General features: G+C 68.8%; 10 protein-coding genes and 1 tRNA gene. 10 read left to right on the top strand and 1 reads right to left on the bottom strand.

All coding sequences use genetic code 11. The features are described from left to right. The first annotated feature begins 10 nt into the window (after nucleotides 1-10). The 6 genes from trpB (at nucleotide 11) to VG899_14840 (ending at nucleotide 9,789) form a co-directional block, all read left to right on the top strand. The gene (trpB, locus tag VG899_14865) at nucleotides 11-1,198 is read left to right on the top strand and encodes a tryptophan synthase subunit beta (GenBank protein ID HWA67640.1); all 1,188 of its coding nucleotides are present in this window, start codon (nucleotides 11-13) and stop codon (nucleotides 1,196-1,198) included. Next, entirely contained in the window at nucleotides 1,195-1,998 is an 804-nt protein-coding gene (trpA, locus tag VG899_14860; protein ID HWA67639.1) for a tryptophan synthase subunit alpha, read from the top strand. The genes trpB and trpA overlap by 4 nt, the downstream gene beginning before the upstream one ends. An 11-nt stretch (nucleotides 1,999-2,009) precedes the next feature. Continuing rightward, nucleotides 2,010-2,891 (top strand): prolipoprotein diacylglyceryl transferase, encoded by an 882-nt coding sequence (gene lgt / locus VG899_14855; GenBank protein HWA67638.1) that lies wholly within the window; start codon nucleotides 2,010-2,012, stop codon nucleotides 2,889-2,891. After that, on the top strand, nucleotides 2,888-3,619 hold the full coding sequence (locus tag VG899_14850; protein ID HWA67637.1) for a VIT1/CCC1 transporter family protein: 732 nt from the start codon (nucleotides 2,888-2,890) through the stop codon (nucleotides 3,617-3,619). Before lgt ends, VG899_14850 begins: the two co-directional genes overlap by 4 nt. A 181-nt stretch (nucleotides 3,620-3,800) precedes the next feature. Next, the gene (gene gltB, locus VG899_14845; protein HWA67636.1) at nucleotides 3,801-8,354 is read left to right on the top strand and encodes a glutamate synthase large subunit; all 4,554 of its coding nucleotides are present in this window, start codon (nucleotides 3,801-3,803) and stop codon (nucleotides 8,352-8,354) included. Then, complete coding sequence (locus VG899_14840; GenBank protein HWA67635.1) at nucleotides 8,347-9,789, top strand: glutamate synthase subunit beta; 1,443 nt, start codon at nucleotides 8,347-8,349, stop codon at nucleotides 9,787-9,789. Before gltB ends, VG899_14840 begins: the two co-directional genes overlap by 8 nt. Before the next feature lie 104 nt (nucleotides 9,790-9,893). On the opposite strand, the gene VG899_14835 is transcribed toward VG899_14840, so the two are convergent. After that, nucleotides 9,894-9,966, bottom strand: a tRNA-Leu gene (locus tag VG899_14835). A 48-nt stretch (nucleotides 9,967-10,014) separates the two neighbouring features. Here VG899_14835 and VG899_14830 point away from each other — a divergent pair. From VG899_14830 to VG899_14815, 4 genes are all read left to right on the top strand, one after another. Further along, a complete protein-coding gene (locus VG899_14830) occupies nucleotides 10,015-10,605 on the top strand; it encodes a response regulator (protein ID HWA67634.1) in 591 nt (196 codons plus the stop codon). Between the two features lie 139 nt (nucleotides 10,606-10,744). After that, nucleotides 10,745-11,920, top strand: a complete 1,176-nt coding sequence (locus VG899_14825) for a branched-chain amino acid ABC transporter substrate-binding protein (protein ID HWA67633.1) — start codon at nucleotides 10,745-10,747, stop codon at nucleotides 11,918-11,920. Nucleotides 11,921-12,036: 116 nt separating this feature from the next. Continuing rightward, nucleotides 12,037-12,960: a branched-chain amino acid ABC transporter permease gene (locus VG899_14820; protein HWA67632.1), complete on the top strand. Its 924-nt coding sequence runs from the start codon at nucleotides 12,037-12,039 to the stop codon at nucleotides 12,958-12,960. Further along, nucleotides 12,960-13,867, top strand: a 908-nt coding sequence (locus VG899_14815; protein HWA67631.1) for a branched-chain amino acid ABC transporter permease, incomplete at its 3' end; no start/stop codon positions are given. The genes VG899_14820 and VG899_14815, both read left to right, overlap by 1 nt.

Genomic DNA, 13,867 nt, shown 5'->3' with positions numbered 1-13,867 from the left:
GGCAGCCGCGATGGACGCGACCATCGAACACGGCGACGGCCGGTTCGGTCCCTACGGCGGCCGCTACGTCCCGGAAGCGCTGATCGCCGCGCTGGACGAGCTCGACGACGTCTACGCCGCGGCCCGCCAGGATCCTGAGTTCAAGGCCGAGTTCGAGCGGTTGCTGCGCGACTACGCCGGCCGGCCGTCGATGCTGTACGACGCGACCCGGTTCTCCGAGGCCGTCGGCGCCCGGGTGCTGCTCAAGCGCGAGGACCTCAACCACACCGGTGCCCACAAGATCAACAACGTGCTGGGTCAGGCACTGCTCACGAAGCGAATGGGCAAGCCGCGCGTCATCGCGGAGACCGGCGCCGGGCAGCACGGGGTCGCCACCGCAACGGCGGCGGCGCTGTTCGGACTCGAGTGCACCGTCTACATGGGCGAGGTCGACACCGAGCGGCAGGCCCTCAACGTCGCACGGATGAGGTTGCTCGGCGCGGAGGTCACACCGGTCAAGAGCGGCTCGCGGACCCTCAAGGACGCGATGAACGAGGCGTTTCGCGACTGGGTGACCAACGTCGAGACGACCCACTACGTGATCGGCTCGGTCGGTGGCCCCGCTCCGTTTCCCGCAATGGTGCGCGACTTCGCGTCGGTGATCGGGACCGAGGCGCGCGCGCAGTGCCTGGACAAGATCGGCCGGTTGCCCGACGCGGTGTGCGCATGCGTCGGCGGCGGCTCCAACGCGATGGGCATCTTCAGTGCGTTCATCCCCGATCCGGACGTGCGCCTCTACGGGTTCGAAGCGGGCGGAGAAGGCATCGAGACCGGCAAGCACGCGGCGACGCTGACCGGCGGATCGCCGGGCGTCCTCCACGGGTCGCGCTCTTACGTTTTGCAGGACGAAGACGGCCAGACCCGCGAGTCCCACTCCATCTCCGCCGGTCTGGACTACCCGGGTGTCGGGCCGGAGCACGCCTGGCTCAAGGACATCGGCCGCGCGAGCTACGAACCCGTCGACGACGAGGACGCGATGGAGGCGTTCCGGCTGCTCTGCCGGACCGAGGGCATCATCCCGGCGATCGAGAGCTCGCACGCCCTGGCCGGAGCGCGCTCGTTGGCGCGGCGCGAACCCGACTCGATCCTGTTGGTCAACCTGTCCGGCCGTGGCGACAAGGACATGGACACGGCCGCCCACTGGTTCGGTCTCGTATGACTGGGTCGACCGGGCAGGCCTATGCCGCGGCGAAGGCGGAAGGACGCGCTGCCTTCGTCGGATACCTGCCGGCCGGCTATCCGTCGTACGACGGTTGCCTTGAAGCGATGCGCGCGCTCGTCGACGGCGGCGTCGACATCATCGAGGTGGGGTTGCCCTACAGCGACCCGGTGCTCGACGGTCCGACGATCCAGGCGGCGACCGAGCAGGCGCTGCGATCCGGGACGCGCATCACCGACGTACTCCGGACCATCGAGGCGACGGCAGCGCTCGGCGTACCGGTCGTCCTGATGACGTACTGGAACCCGGTGCTCGCCTACGGCGTGGAGCGGTTCGCGAAGGACCTCCAGTCGGCGGGTGGACAGGGTCTGATCACTCCCGACCTGATCCCTGACGAAGGCGCGGAGTGGCTCGACGTGTCCGATCGTGCCGGCCTCGAGCGAGTGTTCCTGGTCGCGCCGTCGTCGAAGCCGGAGCGCATCGCAAGCACCGTTGCGGCCTGCCGCGGCTGGGTCTACGCGGCGTCGACGATGGGCGTCACGGGTGCGCGGACCGCGACCTCGGCTGCCGCGCCAGAGCTCGTGGCGCGCGTCCGCTCGGCCACCGACCTCCCGATCGGGGTCGGCCTAGGGGTCTCGACCGGTGACCAGGCCGCGGAGACGGCGAGGTACGCCGACGGCGTGATCGTCGGATCGGCGCTGGTGCGCTGCCTGCTCGATGCGACGACCGAGTCCGCGGGTGCGGCCGCAGTCGGGACGCTCGCGAAGGAGCTCGCGGCCGGCGTACGCGCCGCTCACTAGTGTGGTCGGAGATGCTGCCCGCTCACATCCCGAGTCCGTCGCGCAACCTCGTGCACGTCGGACCGTTCCCGATCCGGTTCTACGCGCTGTGCATCATCGCCGGCGTCATCGCGGCGGCGATCATCGGCGATCGACGGTTCGTCGCGCGTGGTGGCCGTAAAGGGGCGATCGCCGACGTTGCCACCTGGGCGGTGCCGTTCGGCCTGGTCGGTGCGCGGATCTACCACCTCGCGACCAACCCGGAGCTGTACTGGGGGAAGAACGGCCAGGGCACCGTCGCGGCACTGAAGATCTGGGACGGCGGCCTCGGGATCTGGGGCGCCGTCGTGTTCGGCGCGCTCGGCGCGTGGCTGGCGTGCCGGCACTACAAGCTGAGCTTCGCGATGGTCGCGGACTCACTCGCTCCGGCGTTGCCGGTCGCGCAGGCGCTCGGGCGCTGGGGGAACTGGTTCAACCAGGAGCTCTACGGGCGCCCGACGTCGCTGCCGTGGGGGTTGCACATCGACCCGTCGCACCGGCCGATGAACGCCGCCGGCGCCTACATCGCGAAGTATCAGCTCGTCGCCTACTACCAGCCGACCTTCCTCTACGAGTCGATCTGGGACCTCGGCGTCGCGCTCGTCGTGATCTGGGCGGACCGCCGTCGCCACTTCACCCGGGGTCGGGCGTTCGCGCTCTACGTGATGCTCTACACGGCAGGGCGCGGCTGGATCGAGTCGCTGCGCATCGACGACGCACACCGCTTCCTCGGGCTTCGGCTCAACGACTGGACCAGCGTGATCGTGTTCGTCGCCGCGGCGGCGTACTTCTACCTGGCCGGCCGGCCCCGAGCCGAAGCGCCGGCCCACACCGACGAGCGCGACGTCGGGTCGGCCGCGGAGGTCACCCGATGAGGGAGTCGATGCCCGCCGTCGCAGGTACCGGCGGCGAGATCCACCACTCGCACCGCGACGTCAACGCCGGGCTGTTGCGCCCGGCGGTGTTCGGTGCGATGGACGGGCTGGTCTCCAACGGCGCCCTCGTCGCAGGTGTCGCCGGCGCCAGCGCATCGTCCCACCAGATCATCCTGGCCGGTCTCGCCGGCCTGCTCGCCGGCTCGTTCTCGATGGCCGTGGGGGAGTGGACGTCGGTGGCCTCCCAAACCCACCTGGTCCAGGCGGAGATCGAGAAGGAGCGAGCCGAGATCGAGCGCAGCCCGGCCGCGGAGGAGCGTGAGCTCGCCGGTCTGTTCCGCCGGCGCGGGCTTCCCCGCGAGCTCGCCGACCGGGTGGCACGCGAAGTGTCCAAGGACCCCGACGAGGCCTGGCGGGTCCACGTCCGCGAGGAGCTCGGGGTCGACCCGGACGAGCAGCCGTCGCCGTATGTCGCGGGCGGGCTGTCGTTCGTCACCTTTGGGATCGGCGCGGTCGTGCCGTTGCTGCCCTACCTGCTGGGCGCTCGCACCCTCATCTGGTCGATCGTGCTCGGCGCCGCGCTGCTGCTGGTCATGGGAGGGGCGGTGGCGCGGTTCACCCACCGGCCGGTGGGCGTCGGTGCGGTGCGCCAGCTCGTGCTCGGCTCGGTGACGGTCGCCGTGGTGTACGGCGTGGGCCACGCGATTGGCGCCGGCGTCTCAGGGTAGGAACGTCGCCGTTTCCACCCTGCTCGCAACATGACGGATATCCCGTTGGTCCGGCTGTGTAACGCTGAGGTAACCTGAACGGGCTGGGCCGACGCCGTCCCGCATCACGTAACCGCACCGTATGGCCGTACCCCAGGCCGGTTCGCGTGCGCCGTGCGACGATTCAAAGGACGGGTCGCCAATGTCGAGTTCACCGCCGCGCGCCGGGTCGCTGGTCCCCGGTGAGCCGTTCCGGTCCGCCGCGACCCCCGCGGCGCAGGGTCTGTACGACGGCAAGCACGAGCACGACGCGTGTGGCGTCGCCTTCGTTGCCGACATGCACGGCCGCAGCAGCCACGCGATCGTCGCCGACGCGCTGACCGCGCTGCACAACCTCGACCATCGAGGTGCATCCGGCGCCGAGGTCAACACCGGTGACGGCGCGGGAATCCTGACCCAGATTCCCGACCCGTTCCTGCGCCAGGTCGCCGGCGTCGAGCTGCCCGAGGTCGGCGGCTACGCCGTGGGCATGGCCTTCCTGCCCAGCGACGACGAGGAGGAGCGCAAGGCGGTCGACGCCATCGAACGCGTCGTCGCCGAGGAGTCGCTGCAGGTGCTCGGCTGGCGCGAGGTGCCAACCGATCCGTCTTCGCTCGGTGACACCGCCTTGTCGGTCATGCCGCGCTTCCGGCAGCTGTTCGTCGCGGCTGGCGACGGGTCGACCGGCATGGCGTTGGAGCGGATGGCGTTCTGTGCTCGCAAGCGCATCGAGCGCGAGGTCGGCGCCTACCTGCCGTCGCTGTCGTGCCGCACGCTCGTCTACAAGGGGATGCTGACCACCGACCAGCTCCCGGCGTTCTTCCCCGACCTGACCGACGAGCGGTTCGCCTCGGCGATCGGCCTGGTGCACTCCCGTTTCTCCACGAACACGTTCCCCTCATGGCCGCTCGCGCACCCGTACCGCTACATCGCTCACAACGGCGAGATCAACACGGTCATGGGCAACCGGAACTGGATGCGCGCGCGTGAGGCGCTGCTGGAAAGCGACCTGCTGCCGGGTGACCTGACCCGGCTGTTCCCGATCGTGACCCCCGGCGGGAGTGACTCGGCGAGCTTCGACGAGGTTCTCGAGCTGCTGCACCTGGGCGGTCGCTCGCTCCCGCACGCGGTTCTGATGATGATCCCCGAGGCCCACGAGAACAACGCGCTGATGGACCCGGCGCGCAAGGCCTTCTACGAGTTCCACTCCTGCGTCATGGAGCCGTGGGACGGCCCGGCGTGTGTCGCCTTCACCGACGGCACGGTGATCGGGGCGGTGCTCGACCGCAACGGGCTACGGCCGTCGCGCTACTGGGTGACCGACGACGGCCGCGTCGTCCTCGCCTCCGAAGTCGGCGTGCTCGACATCCCCGCCGATCGCGTCGTGCAGAAGGGACGGCTCCAGCCGGGCCGGATGTTCCTCGTCGACACCGCTGCCGGCCGCATCGTCGGCGACGACGAGCTCAAGGACGAGCTGGCGGCCGCGCACCCGTACGGCGAGTGGCTGCACGGCGGGCTGCTCCACCTCGACGCGCTGCCGGACCGCGAGCACATCGTCTACTCGCACGAGTCCGTCGTACGCCGCCAGCAGGCGTTCGGCTACACCGAGGAGGAGCTCCGCACGATCGTCGCGCCCATGGCGCGCACCGGGGCGGAAGCGATCGGCTCGATGGGCACCGACACCCCCGTCGCCGCGCTGTCGTCTCGCCCGCGGCTGCTGTTCGACTACTTCACCCAGCTGTTCGCGCAGGTCACCAACCCGCCGCTGGACGCCATCCGCGAGGAGCTCGTGACCTCGCTCGGCACGTCGATCGGGCCGGAGCGCAACCTGCTCGACCCGACGCCTGCGTCGTGCCGGCAGGTCACGCTGCCGTTCCCGGTGCTCGACAACGACGAGCTCGCCAAGATCATCCACGTCAACGACGACGGGGACCTGCCCGGCTTCGCCTGTCACGTCGTCCGGGGCCTCTACCAGGTCTCGGGTGGCGGAGCGGCGCTGCGCGCCGCCATCGAGCGCGCCCGCCAGGAGGTCAGCGACGCGATCGCCGGCGGTGCCCGGCTGATCGTGCTGTCCGACCGCGACAGCGACGCCGAGCTGGCGCCGATCCCGTCGCTGCTCTTGACCGCGGCGGTGCATCACCACCTGATCCGCGAGAAGACGCGGACGAAGGTCGGTCTCATCGTCGAGGCCGGCGACGTGCGGGAGGTCCATCACGTCGCCCTGCTCATCGGGTACGGCGCGGCGGCGATCAACCCCTACCTCGCGATGGAGTCGGTCGAGGACCTGGTGCGTGGCGGCGTCGTCACGGGAATCGACGCCGACGAGGCGGTTCACAAGTACATCAAGGCGCTCGGCAAGGGCGTGCTCAAGGTCATGAGCAAGATGGGAGTCTCGACGAAGAGCTCCTACACGGGCGCCCAGATCTTCGAGGCGCTCGGCCTGTCGCAGGACGTGATCGACGACTACTTCACCGGGACCACGTCACGCCTCGGTGGGGTCGGGCTGGACACCATCGCCGAGGAGGTCGCTGCCCGGCACGCCCACGCCTACCCGCGAGCCCCCCACAAGCACCGCCGCCTTTGGGTCGGCGGCGAGTACCAGTGGCGTCGCGAAGGCGAGCCGCACCTGTTCAACCCGCAGACCGTCTTCAAGCTCCAGCACGCGACGCGCAGCGGCCGCTACGAGGTGTTCAAGGAGTACTCGACAGCCGTCGACGAGCAGGCGCAGAAGCTCATGACGCTGCGCGGCCTGTTCCGCTTCAAGGACGGCGTGCGGCCGCCGGTTCCGATCGACGAGGTCGAGCCCGTCTCCGAGATCGTCAAGCGGTTCGCGACGGGTGCGATGTCGTACGGCTCGATCTCGCTCGAAGCGCACCAGACGCTCGCGATCGCGATGAACCGGCTCGGCGGCAAGTCCAACACCGGCGAAGGCGGCGAGGACAGCGACCGGCTCCACGATCCGCAGCGGCGCAGCGCGATCAAGCAGGTTGCCAGTGGCCGGTTCGGCGTCACCAGCGACTACCTGACCAACGCCGACGACATCCAGATCAAGATGGCGCAGGGCGCCAAGCCGGGCGAGGGCGGCCAGCTGCCCGGCAACAAGGTCTATCCGTGGATCGCGAAGACGCGCGGGTCGACACCGGGCGTCGGGCTGATCTCGCCACCCCCGCACCACGACATCTACTCGATCGAGGACCTCAAGCAGCTCATCCACGACCTGAAGAACGCCAACCCGCAGGCACGGGTGCACGTCAAGCTCGTGGCCGAGGTGGGCGTGGGGACCGTCGCCGCCGGGGTGTCCAAGGCACACGCCGACGTCGTACTGATCTCCGGGCACGACGGCGGCACGGGAGCGGCGCCGTTGACCTCGCTCAAGCACGCCGGCTCGCCCTGGGAGCTCGGACTCGCCGAGACCCAGCAGACGCTGATGATCAACGGGCTGCGCGACCGCATCGTCGTCCAGGTCGACGGTCAGATGAAGACCGGTCGCGACGTGATGATCGCGGCGTTGCTCGGGGCGGAGGAGTTCGGGTTCGCGACCGCGCCGCTCGTGGTGTCCGGCTGCATCCTGATGCGGGTCTGCCACCTCGACACCTGCCCGGTCGGCATCGCCACCCAGAACCCGGAGCTGCGCAAGCGGTTCAGCGGCCAGCCGGAGTTCGTGGAGACCTTCTTCGAGTTCGTCGCCGAGGAGGTCCGCGAGCACCTGGCGGCGCTCGGCTTCCGCTCGATCGACGAAGCGGTGGGCCAGGTGGAGTCGCTCGACACCACCGCCGCAATCGACCACTGGAAGGCGTCGGGACTGGACCTCAGCCCGATCCTGCACAAGCCGGAGGTGGACGGTCCGCGGCATCAGACCCGCGCGCAGGACCACGGCCTGGACAAGGCGCTCGACCAGACGCTCGTCCAGCTCTGCGAAGGCGCGCTGGCCGACGCCCGGCCGGTGCGGCTCGAGCTGCCCATTCGCAACGTGAACCGGACCGTCGGCACGATCCTCGGCCACGAGGTGACGAAGCGGTACGCCGATGCCGGGCTGCCGGACGGCACCATCGACGTGACGTTCACCGGCTCAGCCGGGCAGTCGTTCGGCGCCTTCGTGCCGAGAGGCATCACGCTCCGGTTGCTCGGTGACTCCAACGACTATCTCGGCAAGGGGCTGTCGGGCGGGCGGATCGTGGTGCGACCCGATCAGGCCGCGCCGTTCCGTGCCGAGGAGAACGTCATCGCCGGCAACGTCATCCTCTACGGCGCGACCGGGGGAGAGGCGTTCATCCGCGGTCTGGTCGGCGAGCGCTTCTGCGTCCGCAACTCCGGTGCGACCGCGGTGGTCGAGGGCGTCGGCGACCACGCCTGCGAGTACATGACCGGCGGGCGGGTCGTGATCCTCGGCCCGACCGGGCGCAACGTCGCGGCCGGCATGTCCGGCGGGATCGCCTACGTGCTCGACCTCGACGCGGGCAAGGTCAACGGCGAGATGGTCGACGTCGAGGAGCTCTCGGCCGACGACCGAGACTTCCTACGTGAGGTGATCGCGCGCCACCAAGCCGAGACCGACTCCGTCGTGGCCGCCGCGCTGCTCGCGGACTGGGACGCCTCGGCGGTGCGGTTCGCGAAGGTGATGCCGCGCGACTACAAGCGGGTGCTGGAGGCGGCGAAGGCCGCAGAGGAGGCTGGCGAGGACGTGGACGCAGCGATCATGGCGGCGTCGCATGGCTGACCCGCGCGGCTTTCTGACCACCCCCCGTGAAACGCCGAAGCGCCGGCCGGTCGACGTACGGATCTCCGACTGGCGCGAGGTGTACGAGGACTTCGACCCACAGCGTCTGCAGAAGCAGGCCGGTCGTTGCATGGACTGCGGGATCCCGTTCTGTCACCAGGGCTGCCCGCTGGGCAACCTGATCCCGGAGTGGAACGACCTGGTCTGGCGCGAGGACTGGCGCGAGGCCATCGAACGTCTCCACGCGACGAACAACTTCCCGGAGTTCACCGGCCGGCTCTGCCCCGCACCCTGCGAGAGCGCGTGCGTCCTCGGCATCAACTCCGACCCCGTCACGATCAAGCAGGTCGAGGTCGAGATCGTCGACCGGGCATGGGACGAGGGCTGGATCTCGCCGCAGGTCGCCGAGCGGCTGTCCGGCAAGACCGTCGGGGTCGTCGGATCGGGACCCGCGGGTCTGGCCGCCGCGCAGCAGCTCACCCGCGCCGGGCACACGGTGGTCGTCTACGAGCGGGCGGACCGGATCGGTGGCCTGCTTCGTTACGGCATCCCCGAGTTCAAGATGGAGAAGCGTCACCTCGACCTGCGGCTGCTGCAGATGGAGGAGGAGGGCACTCGTTTTCGTTCCGGGGTGAACGTGGGTGTCGACATCACTGCGGAGCAGCTGCGCAAGCGGCACGACGCGATCGTGCTCGCCGGCGGGTCGACCGTGCCGCGGGACCTCGACGTACCGGGTCGTGACCTCAAGGGCATCTACCCGGCGATGGACTACCTGCCGTTGGCCAACCGGGTGCAGCAGGGCGACATCGACGCCCCGCCGATCTCAGCCGCCGGCAAGGACGTGATCATCCTCGGTGGCGGCGACACCGGGGCGGACTGCCTCGGTACGGCGCTGCGCCAGGGCGCGAAGTCAGTCACCCAGCTCGAGATCCTGCAACGGCCGCCGGAGCAGCGCTCGGCAGCCATGCCGTGGCCGACGTACCCGATGATCTACCGGGTGTCGAGCGCCCACGAAGAGGGTGGCGAGCGGATCTACGCGGTCTCGACGCAGCGCTTCGCCGGCGACGCCGACGGCCGGGTGTCCGGGCTCGTGATCAGTGAGGTCGACGAGAAGTTCGCTCCGATCGAGGGCACCGAGAAGGAGCTGCCGGCACAGCTGGTGCTGCTCGCGATGGGGTTCCTCGGCCCGGAGAAGGGCGCCTTGCTCGACGGGCTCGGGGTGTCCTACGACCAGCGCGGGAACGTGGCGCGCGACGGTGAGTGGATGACCGACAGCGACGGGGTGTTCGTCTGCGGCGACATGGGCCGCGGGCAGTCGCTCATCGTGTGGGCGATCGCCGAGGGGCGCGCCTGTGCGGCGTCGGTCGACCGCTGGCTGATGGGCGACACCCAGCTGCCGTCACCGGTGCTCCCCACCGACCGCCCGATCGCCTAGCCCCACTTTCCCGAAGTAGCACACAACCTCCATCCGGAACCGGACATCCGTGCAGGAAAGCCGCAGCTGATGCCGGGTTGTGTGCTACTTCGAGGGGGCGGCAGTGCCCCGGGTCGGATTTGAACCGACACTGTGCGGGTTTTGAGTCCGCTTCCTCTGCCGTTGGGATACCGGGGCCACAAGTGTCCAAGAGTGTAGGTAAGCAGGCTCGATAGGCTTTGGCGGGTGACGACGCAGGAGCCGCGGCGGGTGCTCATTGCCGAGGACGAGGCCCTGATTCGGCTCGACCTCAAGGAAATGCTCGAGGAAGAGGGCTTCCACGTCGTCGGCGAGGCAGCTGACGGTCAGCAGGCGATCGACCTCGCCAACGAGACGCGCCCGGACGTCGTGGTCCTCGACGTGAAGATGCCGGTGCTCGATGGCATCACCGCCGCGCAACGCATCGTCGGCGACGAGATCGCTCCCGTCGTGATGCTGACCGCGTTCAGCCAGCGCGACCTCGTCGAGCGTGCGGTCGAGGCCGGCGCGATGGCGTACGTCGTGAAGCCGTTTGGCAAGGCCGACTTGATCCCGGCGATCGAGGTGTCGATCAGCCGCCACGAGCAGCTGCGAGCGCTCAGCGGCGAGGTAGCCGACCTGACGCAGCGACTCGAGACCCGCAAGATGCTCGACCGAGCGAAAGGCCGCCTGCAGACCGAGCACGGGATGACCGAACCCGAGGCGTTCCGGTGGATCCAGAAGGCGGCGATGGACGGCCGTCGTTCGATGCGCGAGGTCGCGGAAGCCGTCATCGCCCAGACCGATCCGCACAGCTGACGGCCTCGATTCGAGGCGGTTCGTGCCGCTGCGGGCTTTGTAACGACCTGGCAACGGTTGCAGGCGAGGCTGTTGTGACGGTCTGCGGGCGCTAGGTTGCGCTTCGAAACCACGAATCGACCTGTTGAGAGGAGCAAGGATGCAGACCGGTCGATCGATTCGACTCGTCGCGCCGCTCGCCCTCGCCGCGATCGCGGCGACCGCATGTGGCAGCAGTTCCAGCGGAGGCAACGGCGGCAGCGGCAGCGGCACCAGCTCGGGCAAGAGCTACACGATCGCCTGCCAGGGCCCCCTCACCGGGGACAACGCGGCTCTGGGAATCAACATCTGTGACGGCGCGAAGCTCGCCATCGACCAGGCGAACTCGGCCGGTGACCTGCCGTTCAAGCTGGTCTACAAGGCCGTGGACGACCAGGGCTCGGCAACCGACGCGCCGGCGGCAGCCGCCAGCGAGGTCTCGGACTCCAACGTCGTCGCCGTCGTCGGCCCCGCCTTCTCGGGTGCCACGCAGGCCAGCGAGTCCGCGTTCGCCGCGGCGAACCTCGTGTCCGTGACCGCATCGGCCACCCTGCCGACGCTGACCGACTCGAGCAACGGCTTCACCACCTTCTACCGCGCTGTCGCAACCGACAGCTCGCAGGGTGCCGGCGCGGCCGAGTACCTCAGCAAGAAGCTCAACGTGAAGAACGTGTACTCGGTCGACGACGCTGAGGCGTACGGCCAGGGCCTTGCCGCCGAGCTCGACAAGGACCTCAAGGCGGACGGCGTGACGGTCGAGCACGACGGCCTGCCGCAGGGCACCAAGCCGACGAACGAGGCGGCGAAGATCGCCAGCTCCGGCGCGGACGCGGTCTACTACAGCGGCTACTACGCCGACGGTGGCCCGTTCCTGAAGGCGCTTCGCTCGGCGGGCTTCAAGGGCGTCTTCATGTCCGACGACGGGTCGAAGGACCCGAACTTCGTCAAGGAAGCCGGTGCCGCGGCGAACGGCGCCTACTTCACCTGCCCGTGTTCGGACCCGACCAAGGCTGCGTCGTTCTTCTCGGCGTACCAGGCCGCGTTCAACCAGGCTGCCGGCACGTACTCCGCGGAGGCGTACGACGTGGCCAACGCCATCATCGCCGCCATGAAGTCCCTCGGTGCGAACGTCACCCGGCAGGCACTGGTCTCGGCCGTCGCCAACGTCAACTACACGGGCGTCACGAAGACGATCGCCTTCGGTTCGAACCACGAGCTGAAGACCACGGCCGTCTACCTCTACCAGGTGAAGAACGGCAACATCGACTACCTCGGCCCGATCGACAGCCTGGTCTAGGCGGATCGGCTAGGTAAGCCAATAGGGCGTCGCGGGTCGGATGCGTTGTAGCGTCCGACCCGCGACGTTCTGCTTTGTCGATGTCGTAGCCGCCGACCCAGGAGCCGCGCCACCCGATGTGCTTCTCGCATAACTTCTGGCCGCTGTTCATCAGCGGGATCGAGAACGGCTCGGTCTATGCGCTGGTCGCGCTCGGCTACACCCTCGTGTACGGCGTACTGCAGCTGATCAACTTCGCGCACAGCGAGGTCTTCATGAGCGGCGCTTTCGGCGGCTTGTTCACGGTGCAGGCCGTCGCCGGACCGACCACCCCGCACGGGTGGTCGACGGTGTGGCTGATCGCGCTGGGGGTGGCGTCGGGAGCCGTCGTCGGAGGCCTAGCGGCATTCGTCCTCGAACGGGTCGCCTACCGGCCGTTGCGTCGCCGCGGCGCGCCTCCGTTGGCCTTTCTGATCAGCGCGATCGGCGCGTCGTTCTTCGCCCTCAACCTTGCCGGCAAGGAGTTCGGCAACAACCCGATCGCGGTGCAGCAAGACCTCTACGCCGAACACCCGGTGTTTCACATCTTCGGCGCGCCGGTGCTCAACACCTACGTGATCATCGTCGGCGTCGCGATCGCGCTCTACCTCGTCGTCGACACCGTGGTCAGCCGTACCCGGCTCGGCAAAGGCATCCGCGCTGTCGCGCAGGACGCGGAGACGGCGAGTCTCATGGGTGTCAACGTGGAGCGCATCATCGTCGCGACCTTCGTGCTCGGCGGCCTGGTCGGCGGGGCCGGCGGCTTCCTCTACGGCATGGCGTACAACGTGCAGTTCAACATGGGCTTCGTTCCGGGCCTGAAGGCCTTCACCGCCGCCGTCCTCGGCGGTATCGGCAACATCCGCGGTGCCGTCGTCGGCGGCCTGCTGCTCGGTGTCATCGAGTCACTCGGTGTCGCCTGCATCCAGACGGAGTGGACCGACACGATCTCCTTCCTGGTGCTCGTGTTGGTGCTGATGATCAAGCCGACCGGTCTGTTCGGCGAAGAGGGCCGCGTCTGATGCCGCGGGTCAGCAAGCCGGTCGCCGATGCGCTGATCTGGGCCGCGCTGCTGACCATGCCGTTCTGGATGCCGCTGGTCGGCGGCTACACCGAGCTGGGCAGCCGGGTCGTGGTCATGGGCCTTGCGGCGATGGCGCTCAATTTCCTGCTCGGCTACACCGGCGTGCTGTCGTTCGGCCACGCCGCCTATTTCGGGCTGGCGGCCTATGGCGTCGGGATGACGATCCGCTACATCGCGCCGAGCACGCCGCTCGCCATGCTTGTCGGCATCGGCGTCGGCACCGGAGCGGCGGCGCTGATCGGGCCGCTGATCATTCGGCTGCGCGGCGTCTATTTCGCGATGGTGACGATCGCCTTCGGTCAGGTCTTCTATTTCATCGCCTTCCGCTGGAACTCGATGACCGGCGGCGACGACGGGCTGATCGGCTGGCGCCGGGTGCCGCTGCATCTCGGCGTCGCGACGATCGACATCCTCGGCAACGACAAGGCGTTCTATTATTTCGCGCTGTTCTTCTTTGCGGTCTGCCTCGCGGCCATGGCGGTGCTGCTGCGCTCGCCGTTCGGCCGCACGCTGGTGGCGATCCGCGAGAACGAGCGGCGCGCGCGTTTTCTCGGCATCCCGATCGACCGTCACATCTGGATGTCGTGGGTGATCTCGTGCTTTTTCGTCAGCATTGCCGGGGCGCTCTATGCACTCCTCAACAACTTTGTCGACCCGCGGGCGCTGCGCTGGGATTTATCGGGCGACTTTGTGATCATGGCGGTGCTGGGCGGCATGCGCTCGTTCTGGGGGCCGCTGATCGGCGCGGCGATCTTTGTCGTGCTGCAGGATTACCTGTCGAGCCAGACCGAAAACTGGATGTCGCTGATCGGCGTCTTTTTCGTGCTGGTCGTGCTGTTCTTCCC

The organism is Mycobacteriales bacterium, from assembly GCA_035550055.1.
In the GTDB taxonomy this organism is placed as follows: domain Bacteria; phylum Actinomycetota; class Actinomycetes; order JAFAQI01; family JAFAQI01; genus DASZTV01.
Note: the sequence above shows the minus strand (reverse complement) of the source record. Positions and strands in the feature narration are given on the sequence as shown.

What these genes read in the sequence shown, in the direction of transcription:
- trpB (HWA67640.1), top strand. Translation starts at nt 11, where the DNA reads ATGGACGCGACCATCGAACACGGCGACGGCCGGTTCGGTCCCTACGGC.
- trpA (HWA67639.1), top strand. Translation starts at nt 1,195, where the DNA reads ATGACTGGGTCGACCGGGCAGGCCTATGCCGCGGCGAAGGCGGAAGGA.
- lgt (HWA67638.1), top strand. Translation starts at nt 2,010, where the DNA reads ATGCTGCCCGCTCACATCCCGAGTCCGTCGCGCAACCTCGTGCACGTC.
- VG899_14850 (HWA67637.1), top strand. Translation starts at nt 2,888, where the DNA reads ATGAGGGAGTCGATGCCCGCCGTCGCAGGTACCGGCGGCGAGATCCAC.
- gltB (HWA67636.1), top strand. Translation starts at nt 3,801, where the DNA reads ATGTCGAGTTCACCGCCGCGCGCCGGGTCGCTGGTCCCCGGTGAGCCG.
- VG899_14840 (HWA67635.1), top strand. Translation starts at nt 8,347, where the DNA reads ATGGCTGACCCGCGCGGCTTTCTGACCACCCCCCGTGAAACGCCGAAG.
- VG899_14825 (HWA67633.1), top strand. Translation starts at nt 10,745, where the DNA reads ATGCAGACCGGTCGATCGATTCGACTCGTCGCGCCGCTCGCCCTCGCC.
- VG899_14820 (HWA67632.1), top strand. Translation starts at nt 12,037, where the DNA reads ATGTGCTTCTCGCATAACTTCTGGCCGCTGTTCATCAGCGGGATCGAG.